At 59.2% G+C, this 16,995-nt stretch carries 9 protein-coding genes; 3 read left to right on the forward strand and 6 right to left on the reverse strand.

What is annotated here, in order from left to right; translation table 11 throughout:
- Position 1: 1 nt before the first annotated feature.
- The 4 genes from MKFW12EY_RS20530 to MKFW12EY_RS20545 form a co-directional block, all read right to left on the reverse strand.
- Entirely contained in the window at positions 2-664 is a 663-nt protein-coding gene (locus tag MKFW12EY_RS20530; protein ID WP_054758893.1) for an ABC transporter ATP-binding protein, read from the reverse strand.
- Positions 661-1,797 (reverse strand): efflux RND transporter periplasmic adaptor subunit, encoded by a 1,137-nt coding sequence (locus MKFW12EY_RS20535; RefSeq protein WP_221053668.1) that lies wholly within the window; start codon positions 1,795-1,797, stop codon positions 661-663. Before MKFW12EY_RS20535 ends, MKFW12EY_RS20530 begins: the two co-directional genes overlap by 4 nt.
- Before the next feature lie 82 nt (positions 1,798-1,879).
- Positions 1,880-3,850, reverse strand: coding sequence for a DUF3857 domain-containing transglutaminase family protein (locus MKFW12EY_RS20540; protein WP_221053669.1), 1,971 nt, complete (start codon positions 3,848-3,850; stop codon positions 1,880-1,882).
- Positions 3,847-5,304: a hypothetical protein gene (locus MKFW12EY_RS20545; protein ID WP_221053670.1), complete on the reverse strand. Its 1,458-nt coding sequence runs from the start codon at positions 5,302-5,304 to the stop codon at positions 3,847-3,849. The genes MKFW12EY_RS20540 and MKFW12EY_RS20545 overlap by 4 nt, the downstream gene beginning before the upstream one ends.
- Before the next feature lie 381 nt (positions 5,305-5,685).
- On the opposite strand from MKFW12EY_RS20545, the gene MKFW12EY_RS20550 reads away from it, so the two are divergent.
- The gene (locus MKFW12EY_RS20550; RefSeq protein WP_221053671.1) at positions 5,686-9,327 is read left to right on the forward strand and encodes an HAD-IC family P-type ATPase; all 3,642 of its coding nucleotides are present in this window, start codon (positions 5,686-5,688) and stop codon (positions 9,325-9,327) included.
- A 53-nt stretch (positions 9,328-9,380) separates the two neighbouring features.
- Here the strand turns inward: MKFW12EY_RS20550 and MKFW12EY_RS20555 are convergent, their stop codons facing one another.
- The gene (locus MKFW12EY_RS20555; protein WP_221053672.1) at positions 9,381-11,504 is read right to left on the reverse strand and encodes an acyltransferase family protein; all 2,124 of its coding nucleotides are present in this window, start codon (positions 11,502-11,504) and stop codon (positions 9,381-9,383) included.
- Positions 11,505-12,001: 497 nt separating this feature from the next.
- Positions 12,002-13,231: an NADP-dependent isocitrate dehydrogenase gene (locus tag MKFW12EY_RS20560; RefSeq protein WP_221053673.1), complete on the reverse strand. Its 1,230-nt coding sequence runs from the start codon at positions 13,229-13,231 to the stop codon at positions 12,002-12,004.
- Between the two features lie 240 nt (positions 13,232-13,471).
- Between MKFW12EY_RS20560 and MKFW12EY_RS20565 the strand changes: the two genes are divergently transcribed.
- A complete protein-coding gene (locus MKFW12EY_RS20565; RefSeq protein WP_221053674.1) occupies positions 13,472-15,229 on the forward strand; it encodes a GMC family oxidoreductase N-terminal domain-containing protein in 1,758 nt (585 codons plus the stop codon).
- A 23-nt stretch (positions 15,230-15,252) separates the two neighbouring features.
- Positions 15,253-16,995: an alpha/beta fold hydrolase gene (locus tag MKFW12EY_RS20570; protein ID WP_054758878.1), complete on the forward strand. Its 1,743-nt coding sequence runs from the start codon at positions 15,253-15,255 to the stop codon at positions 16,993-16,995.

Genomic DNA, 16,995 nt, shown 5'->3' on the forward strand with positions numbered 1-16,995 from the left:
CCTAATCGGCCAAGCGGCCGTCGACGATTTTAAGCTGGCGTCCGGCTCGCTCGCCGATTTGCCGGTCGTGGGTAATCACCATCAGCGTCACGCCCTGCCGGTTCAGGTCTTCCAATAGATTAACGATATCCCGGCCGGCCTTGCTGTCCAGATTGCCGGTCGGTTCGTCGGCCAACAGAATCGGCGGTCGCATGACCATGGCCCGGGCGATGGCAATACGCTGCAATTGGCCGCCGGACAATTGGTTGGGCCGGTGCTCGGCGCGGTCGCTCAGGTTAACCTCGGCCAGGGCCTGCCGCACCCGTTCCCGGCGTTGCTTGGGATCGATTCCGGCCAGAACCATCGGCATTTCCACGTTCTCGGCCGCGGTCAGTCGCGGAATCAAATGAAAAAACTGGAACACGAAGCCGATGTTATCGCGGCGAGTACGCGCCAATTCATTGTCGGTTTGGCGGGTGACATCGCGGCCGTTCAGCCAATATTGGCCGGCGGAAGGCAGGTCCAGCAAGGCGATGATGTTCAGCAATGTCGATTTGCCGGAGCCGGACGGTCCCATTACCGAGACGTATTCGCCGGCGGCGACGGCAAGATCGATACCGTTCAAGGCATGCACGGTCTGCTCGCCGACCTGAAAGCGGCGCTCGATACCGCTGAGCCGGATCATGGCTTGGCGCGCACCGTCGCGCCGGCGGCCACGCCTTCCTTACCCAGCGACAACACCACCCGGTCGCCGGCCTGCAATCCGCTCAATACTTCGGTGTAATTCCAGTTGGTCAGCCCCGCTTCGAAGCTGCGTTCGCGCAACACGTTATCGGCACCGACCAGCAACACCCGATTACCTTCCAGGATAGCTTCGGCCGGCAGCCGCAGCGCCTGGTCTTTACTGGCCAGCAGCACTTCGATATCGGCACTGTAACCGGGCAGCAATTCGGCCAGATCTTTCGGCTCGCGTAACGTCACTTCCACTTCCACGGTCCGCGCCTGCTTCTCCTTTTCCAGCACATAGGGCGCGACCCGAGTCACGACGCCGGAACAGCGTTTGTCCGGAAACGCGTCCAGCGAGACGCAGGCCGGCATGCCGGTTCTAATCCGGGCCACATCGACTTCGTCGATCGGCGCCGACACGGTCAGGCAACTGAGATCCAGCAAATCGATCGGCGGCAGCGTCGGAATGCCGGGCGGCGACGGCGTAACGAATTCGCCCAGTTCGGCATTGACTTCGGCCACGGTGCCGTCGAACGGAGCCCTGACCAAGGTGCGCTGCACGGCGGCTTCGGCGACGGCCAACTGGGCCTCGGCCACGCCGATAGTGCGTAAAGCGGCGCGGCAGGCCGCACGCTGCGACTTACCGCCGGTTAGCGACTTGTCCACCTGTTCTTCCGACACCACGTTATTGCGCTGTTGCAATTTGCTCATCCGCGCCGCCTCGCGCTCGGCACCGCCGGCCAATTGGCAGGTTTGCTCGGCGCTGGCCCGGCTGGTTTGAATTTGCGCTTTTTGCAACGCGACCTGCGCCTTCAAATCCTGATTCCAGACTTCCAGCAACACTTGGCCCTGGCCGACTTTGTCGCCTTCCTTGACGTGCAATGCGGCGACTTGGCCGCCGGTAGCCGGCGCCAGATAGGCCCGACGGCAGGCTTTGACCGTACCGACCCGGGTATTGGAGACACTGGCCCGCACTTCGCCCGCGGCCAAGGTATAGGTGTCGACTTCCAGCGGCGGCGGGCGGCGGGCATAGATAAAGGCAATGCCGGCCAGCAACAATGCAGCGGCAATTAGCAGTTTTTTTCCAGTCATACGAGGCGTGGTCCAATGGGCTTTGCCGGCTAGCCTACCGCGTCGCGGCGGGATTTTCAAAACGCCGCCGGCAGAGCCACTTTCAGTTGGCTGCCGGATTCCGGGCTCTCAAGCTGAACGAGATCCGGGTTTCCTGGCCGGCCAAGTCCAGAAAGCGGTTGAATTCGGCAAATTTGTCGACCGGCACTTCCGCCCGCGGCATTTGCAGATCGGTATAAGCGGTGACGCTGTCGCCGTCCTGGCGGTAATACCGGTGCAGGGAACCCCATTGCGACAGGTAATCGGCTTTCGGGCCGACATTGCCGACGCTTTTCCCGGCTGGTAGCCGATAGCGGATTTCGCTACGGTAATGGATGCCCTTGAACGAGTACGGATAGTATTGGTTACGGGACCTGACGTCCTTCGCCAGCGAATTCAACCAGGGTTCGTAATCGCGGTAGATTTTCAGTAAAGCCGGATCGAACACGTTACGGTATTCGGCGGTCGACGCCAGCGTTATACCGGCGTCTGGCGTATCCAGCCCTTGGGCGCTGAACGCCGGCTTTACTTTATCCCCCATCACCGAACGGTAATCGTCTTGTAGCCAGCGCTCGCGTTCTTCCTGCGACTTAACCGCCAACGCCCGCCGCACTTCCGCCGCCCAATGGGTATCGTAAGTCCGAGCCAGACTTTCCTGCACGCTGCCGTCTGGGTGCAGACGGTTATCGGCCGTGGTTTGCGCCACCCAGGTGAAGGTTTCGCTGGCCAGATTATGCGGCGCTTTGGCATCTCGCCCGACCGCCAAAGCCACCGCGCCCTGCAACGCGTAAGGCAAACGGCCGCCGCCGGTGTCGGGATCGGTCAAATCCACGCAGATTTCGCCGGCCTGCACCGACTTCACGCAGGCCAGCATATGGTTGAAGTAAACCCCGCTCGGCAACAACAGTTTGGCCAGCGACATCCGCCCGGTCGAAGCCAGCACCGGATACGCGTCCAATCCTGCGTTGCGGGCCAGATTGACGAACAGCATGGTCTTGTCCTTGCAATCGCCGAACCGGCGCTGCAACGTCGCCGCGGTCGGCCTGGGAATAACGTTGCCCTTGCCCCGCTCCAGCCCGACGTAACGGATCTCGCGCGCCACGAAGCCACTCAAGCGGCTGACGATATCCTTAACATCGCGGGCATCGCCGCGCAAACGCAACGCCAAGTCCGCGATGCTGCCGTCCCGGCTCAAGGCCGGCTCTGCAAGTTTGTCCATACTCGCTGCGACCGCCGCCCAACTAGTCGGCTCGGCCAGCACCAATACCGGCAACAGGTCGAAAGCGGACGGCATCTGGTTGTCGACCGGAAGAGGCGCGGCGGCGGCCGTGGTCGCGCAAACCAATTCCTGTTTGCCTTGCCGGCAATCCAGCTTTGGGTAGTCGGTTTGCCACGCCGGCTGCGGCACCGCAACATCCCAGCGGACTTCCGCACGGAAACGTTCCAACGGGTAAAAATTGGCCGGAAACAAGGTGCGCGCCCACGGCATCGGCAGTTTATTGCGGTCCGACACGATCTTATAGCGCAACACCGCGATACTACCCGGCCGCAGTTGGGCAAACGGCACCGTCACGTACACGGTGTCGGTGAATATGTTGTAGACATTCTGATTGTTGAGTTGCAGCGTGCTCGGGTCGATGTCGGCGATAGCGCCGTCCGGTTGCACCACGTAGGCGGCTTCGATTTCGGCGCGCTGGTGGTTGGCGTCCAGCCAGAAGCCGTTGTTGCCGTCGCTCTCTATACCTTTTGCCGTCAAATACAACTGGGCGACGCTGACGGTTTCCTCTATCCGGCGGTCGCGGCCGAGATATAGCTGGTGAGTTTCGCCGACGGCCACGCTGCCGTAACCGAGCTGTTTCAGTTCCGTAATCCGCGCCGCCGCCGGCGCCAGCGCCGCGTAGTCACTATGCTCGGCCCGCGGCACCCAGCGCACCAGATCCGGCGCATAGCCGGCCAATTTCAAATCGCGCCCGGCCGCCGCCGCATAGGCCACGCCATGCCACCAGCACAGGGCGGCCAACACTAAAATCCTCATGATTCGTTCCCGCCGGCAGCCAAACGAAAACTTTCGACCAATTGCGCCGCACTGGCGTTCGCCAGGTTACCGGCGTGGCTGACCACTTCGAATACCCGTTCCGGCGTCAATACGGTCGCAACCAGCAGCGGCGAATCCCGCGACGTCAGCGGCCCCTTGTAACTGTAGCGCGCCAACGACATCGGAATATTGTCGCTGCCGTCCGCGAAGCGCCGGGTCTCCTGCATCTCGTAATCGTTCCAATTGGCGGCGACCAAAGCCTGGCGCTGGTCGACGAAGCCGTCCAGGCTTTGCTGCTGGCTGGGACTGATGCGCACCACCACCCATTCGCCGCTGGTGCGATTGACCAGTTCGATATCGGTATCTGGGTACAAGGTGCCGCGCTCGACCACGCGCCACTGGCGGTCGGGTATCGTCAAAAAATAATCGGCGCCGGGGCCGGCAACCTGCTGCTGCGCCGCCAACGCCGGGGCGGCGAAGTAAGCGAACTCGGTTTTGCTGCCCAGCAAACCCAAGACGATCAAAGGAGCGCCGGCCAAAAACACGCTGCGCTGGCGCCAGGTATAACGATCGGGCGCCGCCCGCCACTGCGCAGGCTGCGCAGTGCGCAACCGATTCATCCAGGCGTTCAACACCAGCCAGGGTATGGACGCCAGCAGGCAACTGAGCAGGAACAAAAATTGCGGTATCGCGAAATTGGCCAACGTCGCCGCAACCAACATCAACGCCAAGGCCGCCGGCGATAACTTGAGCGCCATGCCGCCCGCTTGCGCCAAGCGCCCGGCTTGCCCGGCAACCCGGTAAAACACGTTGAAATTGTAAAGCGGAATCAACATCTGCCAGGCGCAGCGCCGCGGATTCAATCGCGAGCCGGCCAATACCGCTATATCGCTGGCAATCCGGTACATTAAAAACGGTGCATACAACGTTGCGCTGAACAGCATCAACCACAGCAAGCGCCAATTACTATGCGGCGGGTAGAGCAAAAGCGGGGCGTTTGCGGCCGGCGCGGCCGGCTCGGGACTGATCGCGGCCGCCGGTTCGAATTCGGCAAAACCCTGAACGACCCGCCACCAGCGCCGGTGGCGTTGGTGGCCGCGCCAAAGCAGCGGCAAAGCCGCCAACGTCGCCACTGCGGCGACTACTCCAGCCCCTAACATGGTGTTGGGATTGGCGGTACGGTAACCCTCGTACAGCACAGACAACATCAACACTGCCAAAGCCAACAACACGTTGCCGGCAACAAACCAAGCGCCGCCCCGGTAACGCTTTAGCGCTGCGTAGCCGCTGTACCATGCAATCAGGCCGAACCCGGCCGGCGCCAGGTAAGCCAGTGCGTCGCCTGCCGCCGGCGATTGCCCGGCCCCTACGGCGGACCAAACCGTTACTGCCAGATAAAGCAAACTTTGCGCATACAAACCAAAGCAGCCCTTTTTGCGATGATGTTCTTCCATGTCCGTTCCGAATGAATAAAGCCTGCCGGCTACTGCCGATTCGAGCGCGATTCCGTAGGGCCGGCCTCGCGCCACTCAGCACAAACTCTAAAATGAAACCGGACATTTGACAAACCGATTTATCGGCGAGCCGCCGCCAGTCCGAAATTTCGCACTTTGCTTGGTCACGGCGGTCGTAATCGACAGCATTGAAAGGTTTGTGAAAGCTTTTCGGGATAGACTGGATACCAATCCATAAATTTACTGGGAGAATACGCCGCCACATCCGGCTACGGTTGTTCGGCAAGCCTGTAAGGACTTAACCGCAGCGTCCCGGACGGCCCAACCCAGTCCGGGTAATCGCGGCTTGTTCATCCCGGCCAATACCATCAGGAGTGCGCTATGTCCCACCAACCATTTAGCAATTTGCCGCAGGCCGACTGGCACGCGATCTCGGCGGACGAGGCGCTGGAACGGCTCGACTCGGACCGCCGCCACGGCCTGACGAGCGAAGCAGCGCAACAGCGCCTGAAGCGATTCGGCCGCAACCGCTTGCCCAGCCGGCGCGTCCGACCGGCATGGCTGCGCTTCCTGATGCAATTTCACAACGCCTTGATATACATCATGCTGGCGGCCGCGGCGACCACGGCATTCCTCGGCGACCTGGTCGATACCGGCGTGCTGCTGGCCGCGGTTCTGGTCAACGCCATCATCGGTTTCATTCAGGAAGGCAGAGCCGAACAAGCGATGGACGCGATACGGCATATGTTGTCGCTGCGCACCAGCGTAATCCGAAACGGCGTGCGTATCGAAATCGAAGCGGAGGCGCTGGTACCCGGCGACTTGGTCCTGCTGGCTTCCGGCGACAAGGTGCCGGCCGACCTGCGTTTGATCGCCTGCAAGGGGCTGCGCGTCAACGAAGCCATCCTGACCGGAGAATCGGCAGCGGTGGAGAAAACGCTGGCGCCGGTAGCCGCCGACGCGTTGCTGGCCGACCGGCTCTGCCTGCTCTATTCCGGAACGCTGGTGGCGTCCGGCCAGGCGACCGGCCTCGTGGTCGCCACCGGCGTCAATACCGAACTGGGCCGCATCAGTACGATGCTGGAAAACGTACAGGCGGTGACCACGCCCTTGCTGCGCCAGATCGCCGGTTTCGGCCACTGGTTGGCGCTGGTCATCGTAATCATGTCCGCGGCGACATTCCTGATCGGCGTGCTCTGGCACGGCCATTCGCCGCAAGAAATGTTCATGATGGCGGTGGCGCTGGCCGCTTCGGCAATCCCGGAAGGCCTACCGGCGATTATGACCATCACGCTGGCGCTCGGCATGAAACGCATGGCCAGACACAACGCCATTATCCGCCACTTGCCGGCCGTGGAAACGCTGGGGTCGGTGACCGTTATCTGCTCGGATAAAACCGGTACGTTGACCCGCAACGAAATGACGGTACAGCGCCTGGTCACGGCGGACCGGATTTTCGACATCGGCGGCGGCGGCTACTCTCCGGAGGGCGGCGTCTTTTTCAACGGCGAACCGGCCAGCGCCGAGCAATACCCGGAATTGCAGCAGATCGCCCGCGCCGCGGTATTGTGCAACGACGCCGAACTGCGTAAAAACGCCGACGGCATTTGGCAGATCGAAGGCGACCCGACCGAGGGCGCGTTACTGGCCTTCGCCGCCAAAGCCGGCGCCGACCTCGACTGGACCCGCCGTAACCATCCGCGTGCCGACGTGATTCCGTTCGAATCCGAACACAGGCTGATGGCCACGCTGAACCGCAACCACGAGGGCCAAGCGGCCATCTACGCCAAAGGCGCACCCGAGCGGATTTTGGCGATGTGCGGCCAACAACTCGGCACCGATGCTGCGGCGGTGAATGTCGAATACTGGCAACAAGCCGCCGGCGAAGCGGCGGCACTCGGCCTGCGCTTGCTGGCCATTGCCGCCAAACCCGCCGCATCCGGCCAGTACGACCTCAGCTTCGCCGACCTGGAAGGCGGTTTCGAATTGCTCGGTGTGGTCGGCATTATCGATCCGCCCCGCGACGAGGCGATTTCGGCCGTGGCGGCCTGCCAACGCGCCGGCATCAAGATCAAAATGATTACCGGCGACCACGCGGATACCGCCCGCGCCATCGGCGCGCAACTGGGCATCGGCCGCAATCTGTCGGCCTTGACCGGCGCCGATATCGAATCGATGGACGATCCGCAATTGCGCGAGGTGGTCAACGACGCCGACATATTCGCCCGCGCCAGCCCCGAGCACAAACTGCGTCTGGTGCAGGCCTTGCAGGCCGGCGGAGAAGTGGTGGCGATGACCGGCGACGGCGTCAACGACGCACCGGCCTTGAAACGGGCCGACGTCGGCGTGGCAATGGGTTTGAAAGGCACCGAAGTCGCCAAGGAGGCGGCCGACATGGTCCTGGCCGACGACAATTTCGCCACCATCGCCAACGCAGTACGCGAAGGCCGCGGCATTTACGACAATATCCGTAAATTCGTGCTATTCATGCTGCCGACCAACGGCGGCGAAGCGCTGGTCGTGATCGCGGCCATTCTGTTCCAATTGACCTTGCCGCTGACGCCGGCGCAAGTGCTTTGGATCAATATGGCCACATCGAGCACGTTGGGTTTGGCCTTGGCCTTCGAGCACCCGGAACGCGACGCGATGCGCCGGCCGCCGCGCAGCCCCGAAGAGTCCTTGTTGTCCTGGTTCTTCGCCTGGCGGGTGTTGATGGTTTCCGTGCTGATCATGGCCGGCTCGCTCGGTTTGTTTTTATGGGAAATCGAACGCGGCTCCAGCCTGGAAACGGCACGGACCATGGCAGTCAGCTCGGTCGTGGCCGCGGAAATGTTCTACCTGGTCAACAGCCGTTATATTTACAAATCCGCACTATCGCTGGAAGGGCTGTTCGGCAACCGCTACGTGCTGGTCGCGATATTCGCCTGCGCCTTGCTGCAACTGGCCTATACCCACGCCGGGCCGCTACAGGCGCTGTTCGGTTCCACCGACCTGTCCTTAGAAGAATGGAGCAAAGTGTTACTGGCCGGCGCCGGCGTGTTCGCCGTAGCCGAGTTCGAAAAAGCCGTGCTGCGCGGCGCGAAACGGTTAAAGCGCCACAGAGCGGCCACGCGCGCCGAATCGCAACAGCCGCCGCAGCAACGGCCGATTTCCGTGCCGCGTTCGCTGTTGGTCGCAGTCGACTTTTCCGACGACGCCGGCAATGCGGCGCACCAGGCCGCCCTGCTGGCCGCCACCCATAACGGCGTGCTGAAATTGTTGCACGTGGTGGACGAGACTTCCTTGAATGCGGTGGCCGAATTGATCCGTTCGCACGATGCCGCCGAAACCAAACTCGTCGCGGATGCCCAACATAGGCTGGACGAGGTCAGAACCGAAATCGCGCGGGAAACGCAAGTGGCCGCGGTGTCGCGGGTCAAAATCGGCCGGGTATTCGACGAAATCCTGTCTGCCGCCGAACGCGCCGATTTGCTGGTGCTGGGTGCGCGCGGCGCCAATCCGATCCGCGACATGTTATTGGGGTCGACGACCGATCGGCTGCTGCAGGTTTATCAAGGCTCGGTGTTGGTCGTGAAACGCCCGGCGCAGGCGGCGTACCGCAGAGTGCTGGTACCGGTGGATTTCTCGCCGCACTCCGTGGCGGCACTGAAAACCGCAATGCTTATCGCACCCGACGCCGAAATTTGGCTAATTCACGCCTTTACGATACCGTTCGCCGGCGAACGCCATATCGTCGACCAACTCGATGCGGAAATGCAGCGTTATTGCGAAGAGGCCAGACAACATGCCTACAGCAAGATCGGCAATCTGATGCAGCAGACCGCGAGCGGGCAGGATTGCTTTGTCCGCCTGGTCGAACCTGGCAGCCCGGCCACGGTAATTTTGGCCAAGGAAGCGGAGTTTCAAGCGGACTTGATCGTGATGGGCAAACAGGGCCAGTCCATCGTCAAGGAAATGCTGATCGGCAGCGTAACCCGGCACGTTCTGGCCGATTCGAAATGCGACGTGCTGATTGTGCGCTGACCGCCGCGGCCGGCCTCGGGCCGGCCGCGTTGAAGGGGTAAGCTAAAGGAAAGCTAATTTTTCGAGGACGGCGAAGACGCTTTTGTCAGCCACTCGGAGAATTTGCCGAAGATGTAATGGCTGCCGCGCAGAGAAAGATGGTCGTCGTCGTAAAAATAGGACACGCCGTCTTCCAAGCCGGCTCCGCATGACGACTCGTCGCACAAGTATTCGTAGGCCGGGAATATCTTGATCCGGTTTTCGGTAGCGGCATTGATCGAGCCTACCGCATGGCGGTAGTTGGTATTTCTCTGGTCGAAAGATTTGCGCGGGACGATGCAATCCGGACGCTCTTTGTCGGTAATTTTTATCGGCCGGTCTTCGACGCAACTCCTGGCTTCCACGCCTATTTCAGGAACGTCCTCGACAAAAATAACCTGCTTACCAAATTTGAGAATCTCGTTAATCGAGGCCACATAACCGGAAATAAATCGGTTGTAGTTTTCCGGCAGCAAGTCGTTCGGGTCCTTGATGATGCGGTAGGTATTTTTCTTCTCGACGTCGCCATAGCCGGAGCCATCGACATACATCGCCCCGCGGGTGGCGAACACCACTTGCTGGATCGACGGAAAGTCTCTGAGCACCTTTAACACGATCGGCATCACGACTCTACAGCGCGAGGCCTTATCCGAGAACTCTTCGTACGGATTGATCGCAACCAAATCGACAAAGGGCAAACAGCCGTTTACCGCCACCAACGCCAAATCGTTGGCCCCTTTCGATATCGAATCGTAAACGAATTGCGCGGCGTGGCTGTCGCCGACCACCAAGGTTTTCGGGGTCGAAGTGGTAAAACGACAAATCAGATACTCGTAACTGGCACCCAATTCGGCTTTGCAGATATCGTCGACCCAATCGTCCGGCGTGTTGAACAACACAGTGCCCTTTACGTCTGCGAACAGCTTGGTTTTACTCGGTGCATCGGCTTGGCGAAATTCGAAACCGTCTTTCAAGTAAGAGAAGTAACCGATATTGCCGATGATTAACATCATGCCCATCAGCACGGCGGTTTTGGATTTATTACCCTTGCCGAAACGTATCGGCTGCTCGACCAGCCGGTACGTCAGCCAAGCCAATAAGACGGACAACGCCACCGCGACCAACCGGATATTGACGCTGGGCACTTCCGTTTCCAGAACCCGGGCAAAGGACAGCAAAGGCCAATGCCACAGATAAAGCGGAAAACTGATCACGCCGACCCAAACCGCCAGCCGGTTGGACAGAACAGTCCGGTTAAACCAGGCTTGCGGCCCGGCCGAGATGATCAAAACCGCACCCAGCATCGGAATCACGGCCCATTTGCCGGGAAAGTAGAAATTGCGGTTGATGATGGAGAATCCGTAAACCAGCAGAAACAAACCGATAAACGATAGCGCGTTGGCCAGCGTCCTGCCGTCGGCTTCGTGGGTTTCGCGGTACACCACGCTCGCCAACCAGGCATCGAGTTTGGCCCGGAAAGGTGCGTAGGCGCCTTTGCGGTAGAGGGCGAGCCAGGCCAACATGCTGCCGCACAGCAGTTCCCAAAACCGGGTCTGCGGCGAATAGAACGTGGCGACGCTATCCAAGCGTATTCCCCTCATGTTCAGGTAAAAAGACGCCAGCGCGACCAGCACGGTGACGGTCAAAATATTGAAGTTCCGCCGCCAAGCCAGCCAAATCAAGAAGGGCCAAACGATATAAAATTGTTCCTCGATTCCCAAGCTCCATAAATGCAGCAACGGCTTGGTTTCCGCCGAATAATCGAAATAACCGTCTTCGCCCCACAATATAAAGTTGGAGACGAAGCCGGCGCCGGCGGCGATATGCTTGCCCAGCTCTTTGTATTCGTCGGCAAATAGCGCAAACCAACCGAACGCATAGCTCGCGGCCAATACCAAAATCAGCGACGGAAAGATGCGTTTGACCCGGCGGGCGTAGAATTCGCCGAAACTGAAAGTACCTTTTTCCAGGTTCTGAAAAATGATGCTGGAAATCAGGTAGCCGGAAATGACGAAGAAAATGTCGACACCGATAAATCCGCCTTTCAAACCGTTGGGAAAGGCGTGAAAAACGACGACGGAAAGCACCGCGACGGCACGCAAGCCGTCGATGTCGGGGCGGTATTTGATGTGGAGCAGGTGGGGATTGGCAGAAGTCATGAAGTCTCGTCTCGCTAAGCCAGGCTCGGATTCGTCCTAAGCCTGCTGGCACGAGGAGGCTCTGGGCGGCGTGGTTCCTGGAAATTGTTGGTCGTTCCAACTGTAAGTTTCCGGTCAGCCCCTTTATCCGGCGGCCAGGCTTTGAGGATAGGCGGCGCCTGTTCCTCGATACCTCTTGCCGCCAAACCACTCCCGCGGAGAACAGTTATCGGATTGCTACAGTCCCGGTTCGGAAACGGCATCGCCGGAACGGCGAAAAGGCGACATTTCCAATTCGGTCGCGCGATCTTAGCACCGTTTTCCTGATAAACAATGTGAAATTTGCATGATTAATTGCACTGAATCACGTTCTGAAATAAGCCAAACAGATTTCGAATCGATATTTATTAAACAAATCAATCGGTAACGTAAAACGGCCAAATTCGCGGCCGAAAAGATTTTTTTTCGCCGATTCGGCCGTCCGATCGAAAACCCTGAGCAGCCGAATCGGAAGCCGGTTACAGCGCCAAATTACGTTCCAAATTCGCTTGCAATGCCGCCAAAAAAGCCTCGGTGGATAAATATTGCGATTCGTCGACCGCATCGCCGTGGATGCATACCGCCAGATCCTTGGTCATCAGTCCGGCTTCGACAGTATCGACGCAGACTTGCTCCAGCGTTTGGCAAAAATCGATCAACTCCGAATTGCCGTCCAACTTGCCGCGGAACGCCAGACCGCGGGTCCAGGCGAAGATCGACGCAATCGGATTGGTCGAGGTCTGCTTGCCTTGCTGGTGCATCCGGTAATGGCGAGTGACGGTACCGTGCGCGGCTTCAGCTTCCATGGTCCTGCCGTCCGGCGTCACTAGCGTCGATGTCATCAGCCCCAACGAACCGAAACCTTGGGCGACGGTATCCGATTGCACGTCGCCGTCGTAATTCTTGCAGGCCCAAACGAAGGCGCCGCTCCATTTCAAGGCCGACGCCACCATGTCGTCTATCAATTTATGTTCGTAAACGATGCCTTTGGCAGCGAACCGGCCTTTATATTCCGCTTGGTATATGTCCTCGAAAATATCCTTGAAGCGGCCGTCGTATTTTTTCAGGATGGTGTTTTTGGTGGACAGGTACAGCGGCCAGCCCCGGTCCAACGCGACGTTAAAGCAACTGCGGGCGAAACCGGCAATGGATTCGTCGGTGTTGTACATTGCCAGCGCCACACCGTCGCCTGCGAAATGGTACACCTCGTGGCTTTGCTCCGGCCCGCCGTCGTCCGGTTTGAAGGTAATGGTTAATTTGCCTTTGCCCTTGGTAACGAAGTCGGTGGCGCGGTATTGGTCGCCGAAGGCATGGCGGCCAATACAAATCGGCTGAGTCCAGTTCGGCACCAAGCGCGGTACGTTTTTGCAGATGATCGGTTCGCGAAACACGGTACCGTCCAGGATGTTGCGGATCGTACCGTTCGGCGATTTGTACATCTTCTTCAACCCGAACTCTTTGACTCTGGCTTCGTCCGGCGTAATCGTCGCGCATTTGATGCCGACGCCGTGTTTTTTAATCGCGTGAGCAGCATCTATCGTGATTTGATCGTCGGTAGCATCGCGCTGTTCGATGCCCAAATCGTAATATTCGATCGGCAATTCCAGGTAAGGCAGGATCAATTTGTCCTTGATGAAACGCCAGATAATCCTGGTCATCTCGTCGCCGTCGATTTCCACTACCGGATTGTCCACCACTATCTTTTTCATACCTTGCTCCTGACGGATTGCTATTCGTGCCTGCAGTATAGCGCCGCCGGCCGGAATCGGCGCCGACGGGCTCCATAGTTAACCATCGAAGTCAATTGCCAATTGGTCTATACTGGCCCGACCGAGTCGGCTGACCATTGTGCAAGGCTTTGTAATATTGGGCTTTTTGCAAGTTAATTAGTTAACAGGCGAGCTCGGCCCGTTCCAATAATAATAAAAATCTTTCCCGAGGAGGTATCAATGGCCGGTCCGAATTTAGATTACGAAGCCATCGTCATAGGCAGCGGCTTCGGCGGCTCCATCAACTTTTGCCGCCTGGCCCAGAAATGGGGCAATAAAGTCTTGCTGCTGGAACGCGGCCGGCGCTATCCGATGGCGTCATTCGCCCGTTCGCCGAAACAGATTGCCGACAGCTTTTGGAGCATCGACGGCAACGCGGTAAAGCGGCCCAAGCACATTCAGGATAAGAAGTTGCGCGGCCTGTTCGACATCCGCAACTACAAAAAAATGGACGCCGTGATTTCGGCCGGCCTGGGCGGCGGCTCGCTGATTTATGCCAACGTGTTTCTGGAGCCTCCGGCGCACGTCTTCGAACAAGGCTGGCCGGCGGGCATAGACAAAGCCGCATTGCAACCTTACTACCAAATCGCCAAGCAAGTGCTCGGCGCCCGGCCGGTCCCGCCATGGCAAACCGACCCGCGCCGCAAAATCGTCCGTACCGAATTGTTTCAGGAGTTCGCCGCCCACGATAACCGCACCAGTAAGCTGGCCGACATTTGCGTATTTTTCGGCAACGATTACAGCTACAACGGCCGGGAGCAACCGCTGGCCATCGGCCTTCAGGAGAAAAACCGCTATGGCGCCACCCAAACCTCCTGTACCTACTGCGGCGAGTGCGACATCGGCTGCAACACCCATTCCAAAAACACGCTGGACCTGAACTACCTGTATGCGGGCGAACACAGCCACGGCGGCCAAATCCGCACAGACTGCCAAGCCGAAAAAATCGTCCCGCTCGGCGCCGCCGGCAGCGACGATCCGCAAGCCGGCGGCGAATACGGCTACCGGGTCGAATTCCGTGACCTGGAATCCGACACTGTGCACAGCTTCACCGCACGGCGCGTGGTCGTGTCGGCCGGTACCTTCGGCAGCAACGAACTGCTGCTACGCTGCCGCGACGTATTCGGCACCTTACCCAAATTAAGCGCGCAACTGGGCCGTTGGTTTTCCGGCAACGGCGATTTTCTGTCATTCGCGATCGAAGGCAAAAAAGAAGCCGATCCGAACTACGGCCCGGTCATCACCCAATACACCGATTACCACCTGTTCGACCGCTTCCAGCGCAACCGCGCCTTCATATTGGAAGACGCCTCGTATCCGGCCACACTGGCCTGGTATATCGAAGGCGCCTTCCCGACCAGCCTGCTGCGTAAACTGGTCCGAGCGGTTAAGGCCTTGATCGCCTGGTTGAAGAAATATCTGGCCAGCGGCGTCTGGAACGGTTCGTTGGGTTTTTCGCTGCACGAAATATTGAAAGACGACTTGTCTTCGAAAAGCGGGGTATTGCTCTGCATGGGCCTGGACAACGGCGACGGCAGCTTGACGTTGAACGCGGAAGGCCGCATCGACCTGGACTGGCCGCAAGACACTAGCATGCCGCTTTACCAAGCCATTTTAGAGGCCGGCAAACGCTTCAACGCCTTCATTAAAGGCAAACTGTTTCTGCCGCTTCCGACTTGGGAACTGCCGGTCAAGCATAACGTTACGGTCCATCCGCTCGGCGGCTGCATTTTGGCCGACTCGGCGGAAAAAGGCGTGGTTTCCGCCGATCCGCAAAGCCGCGGCCAAGCCTTCGGTTACCAGGGCCTATACATAGCCGACGGCTCCATCCTGCCCAGCGCAGTCGGCGCCAACCCGATCGCCACGATTTCCGCTACCGCCGAATGGATTGCCGAAGGCATCACCGGCATCGCACCCGACGCCAGCCTGGGCGTATAGCCCCACAGCCAGAGGACACAGACATGACCGATACCACAGCAAAAACTTCGTTCGAATTCACCGAAGAGATGAAAGGCTATCTCAGCCCGGGCCAAACCGCATTTCAGGACGGTTACGACCAAGGCAAAACCGACGGCCATTACTTCATGTTTCATTTAACGATCCAGAGCGACGACCTCGATACGTTTTTGAACAACGACCGCCATCAGGCCGCCGCGATCGGCTGGGTCGAAGGCGACCTGGTCGGCGGCCGGCGCACTGTCGACCAAGGCGTGTTCAACCTGTTCGTCGACAGCGCCGACGCCAACCGTAAACAAATGCTGTACCGGCTGTTCTTTACCGACGACAACGGCCAGAAACTGACGCTGAGCGGCGCCAAGCAAATCCAGAACAACGTCGGTCCCGATTTATGGGCCGACACCACGACCTTGTTCACCAATTTGTTCAAAGGCCATGTCGAAGCCGAACAGGAAGCCAAGGCCAAGGTTTACGCCACCGGCATTCTGCACATCGAGGTCATGGACTTCGCCAAACAACTGACTACAATCCACGCCAGCGGCGACAGCGTGGCCGACCGGCTGCACGCCGTGGAACGCTTCGGCGGCTTTTTCCTCGGTGCGTTATGGGAAACCTACAAACCGGCGCTGACGCCGAAAATGGGCGCCTTCGTCCGCGAAATTCCGCTGTATACGCTGGAAGGCGTCAAGGACGCCGAAGTTTCGACCCATCCCTTTACGACCGCCGACCGGCTCGGCTTGAGCCTGCTACGTTTCCAACGGGCGCCGAGCAAAGATGTGGTGGTGCTGATTCCGGGCCTGACCGCCGCCAGCGACATGTTCATCATGCCGGAACATTACAACCTGACCAGCTACCTGCTGGATCAAGGCTTTACCGACGTCTGGACCCTGGACGGCCGGATCAGCAACCGCTATTCGTACAATCTGCAACGCCACCGTTACAACGTCGACGACCTGGCGTTGTACGACATGCCGGCGGCGATCTCGACCGTGCGCCAAGCGGTAGGGCCGGATGCGCGGATACACGTGATCAGCCATTGCTTCGGCGCGCTGGCGTTCAGCATGAGCCTGTTCGGCAAGGCCGTAACCGGCATCCGCAGCCTGATCGCCAACGGCGTATCGTTGACGCCGTGCGTACCGCTGCCAGCCAAAATCAAACTGTATCTGGGACCGTTGGCCGCCGATTACATTTTGGGCGTGGACTATTTGAATCCGCATTGGCGGCGCGATCCCGGCTTCGGCGCCGGCAAATTGCTGGCAATGGCAATCTCCGCCTTCCACCACGAATGCGATTCGCCGGAATGCCACATGCTCAGCTTTATGTGGGGCTGGGGTTTTCCGGTGCTGTACAAACACGAAAATCTGCACGACGTCACCCACCGCCGCTGCGGCGACTTGTTCGGCGGCAGCGCCGTCAATTACTACCGCCACGTGTTGAAGATGGTCAACGCCGGCAACACTGCCGTCAAATATTTGCCCAACGAACCGCGCTACCGCAGCCTGCCCGACAACTATCTGGCCGACGCCGCCGACATTCAAACCCCTTGCCTGTTGGTTGCCGGCCAGGACAACGCCTTGTTCCGCGACTCCAACATCGTTTGCCACCAGCGCCTGGAAAAAATCGCGCCCGGCCGCCACGAACTGGCCGTGATTCCGGATTACGGCCACGCCGACGTCATCATGGGCAAAAACGCCGCACAAGACGTGTTCCCGCGCTTTGTAGAATTTTTGAATAAACACCGGAATTGA

The sequence above is a fragment of the Methylomonas koyamae genome, from assembly GCF_019669905.1.
Classification (GTDB): domain Bacteria; phylum Pseudomonadota; class Gammaproteobacteria; order Methylococcales; family Methylomonadaceae; genus Methylomonas; species Methylomonas koyamae.

Excerpts from the sequence above, each read along its gene's own strand:
- MKFW12EY_RS20560 (WP_221053673.1), bottom strand. The coding sequence starts at position 13,231 with ATGAAAAAGATAGTGGTGGACAATCCGGTAGTGGAAATCGACGGCGAC.
- MKFW12EY_RS20545 (WP_221053670.1), bottom strand. The coding sequence starts at position 5,304 with ATGGAAGAACATCATCGCAAAAAGGGCTGCTTTGGTTTGTATGCGCAA.
- MKFW12EY_RS20530 (WP_054758893.1), bottom strand. The coding sequence starts at position 664 with ATGATCCGGCTCAGCGGTATCGAGCGCCGCTTTCAGGTCGGCGAGCAG.
- MKFW12EY_RS20570 (WP_054758878.1), top strand. The coding sequence starts at position 15,253 with ATGACCGATACCACAGCAAAAACTTCGTTCGAATTCACCGAAGAGATG.
- MKFW12EY_RS20550 (WP_221053671.1), top strand. The coding sequence starts at position 5,686 with ATGTCCCACCAACCATTTAGCAATTTGCCGCAGGCCGACTGGCACGCG.
- MKFW12EY_RS20555 (WP_221053672.1), bottom strand. The coding sequence starts at position 11,504 with ATGACTTCTGCCAATCCCCACCTGCTCCACATCAAATACCGCCCCGAC.
- MKFW12EY_RS20540 (WP_221053669.1), bottom strand. The coding sequence starts at position 3,850 with ATGAGGATTTTAGTGTTGGCCGCCCTGTGCTGGTGGCATGGCGTGGCC.
- MKFW12EY_RS20535 (WP_221053668.1), bottom strand. The coding sequence starts at position 1,797 with ATGACTGGAAAAAAACTGCTAATTGCCGCTGCATTGTTGCTGGCCGGC.
- MKFW12EY_RS20565 (WP_221053674.1), top strand. The coding sequence starts at position 13,472 with ATGGCCGGTCCGAATTTAGATTACGAAGCCATCGTCATAGGCAGCGGC.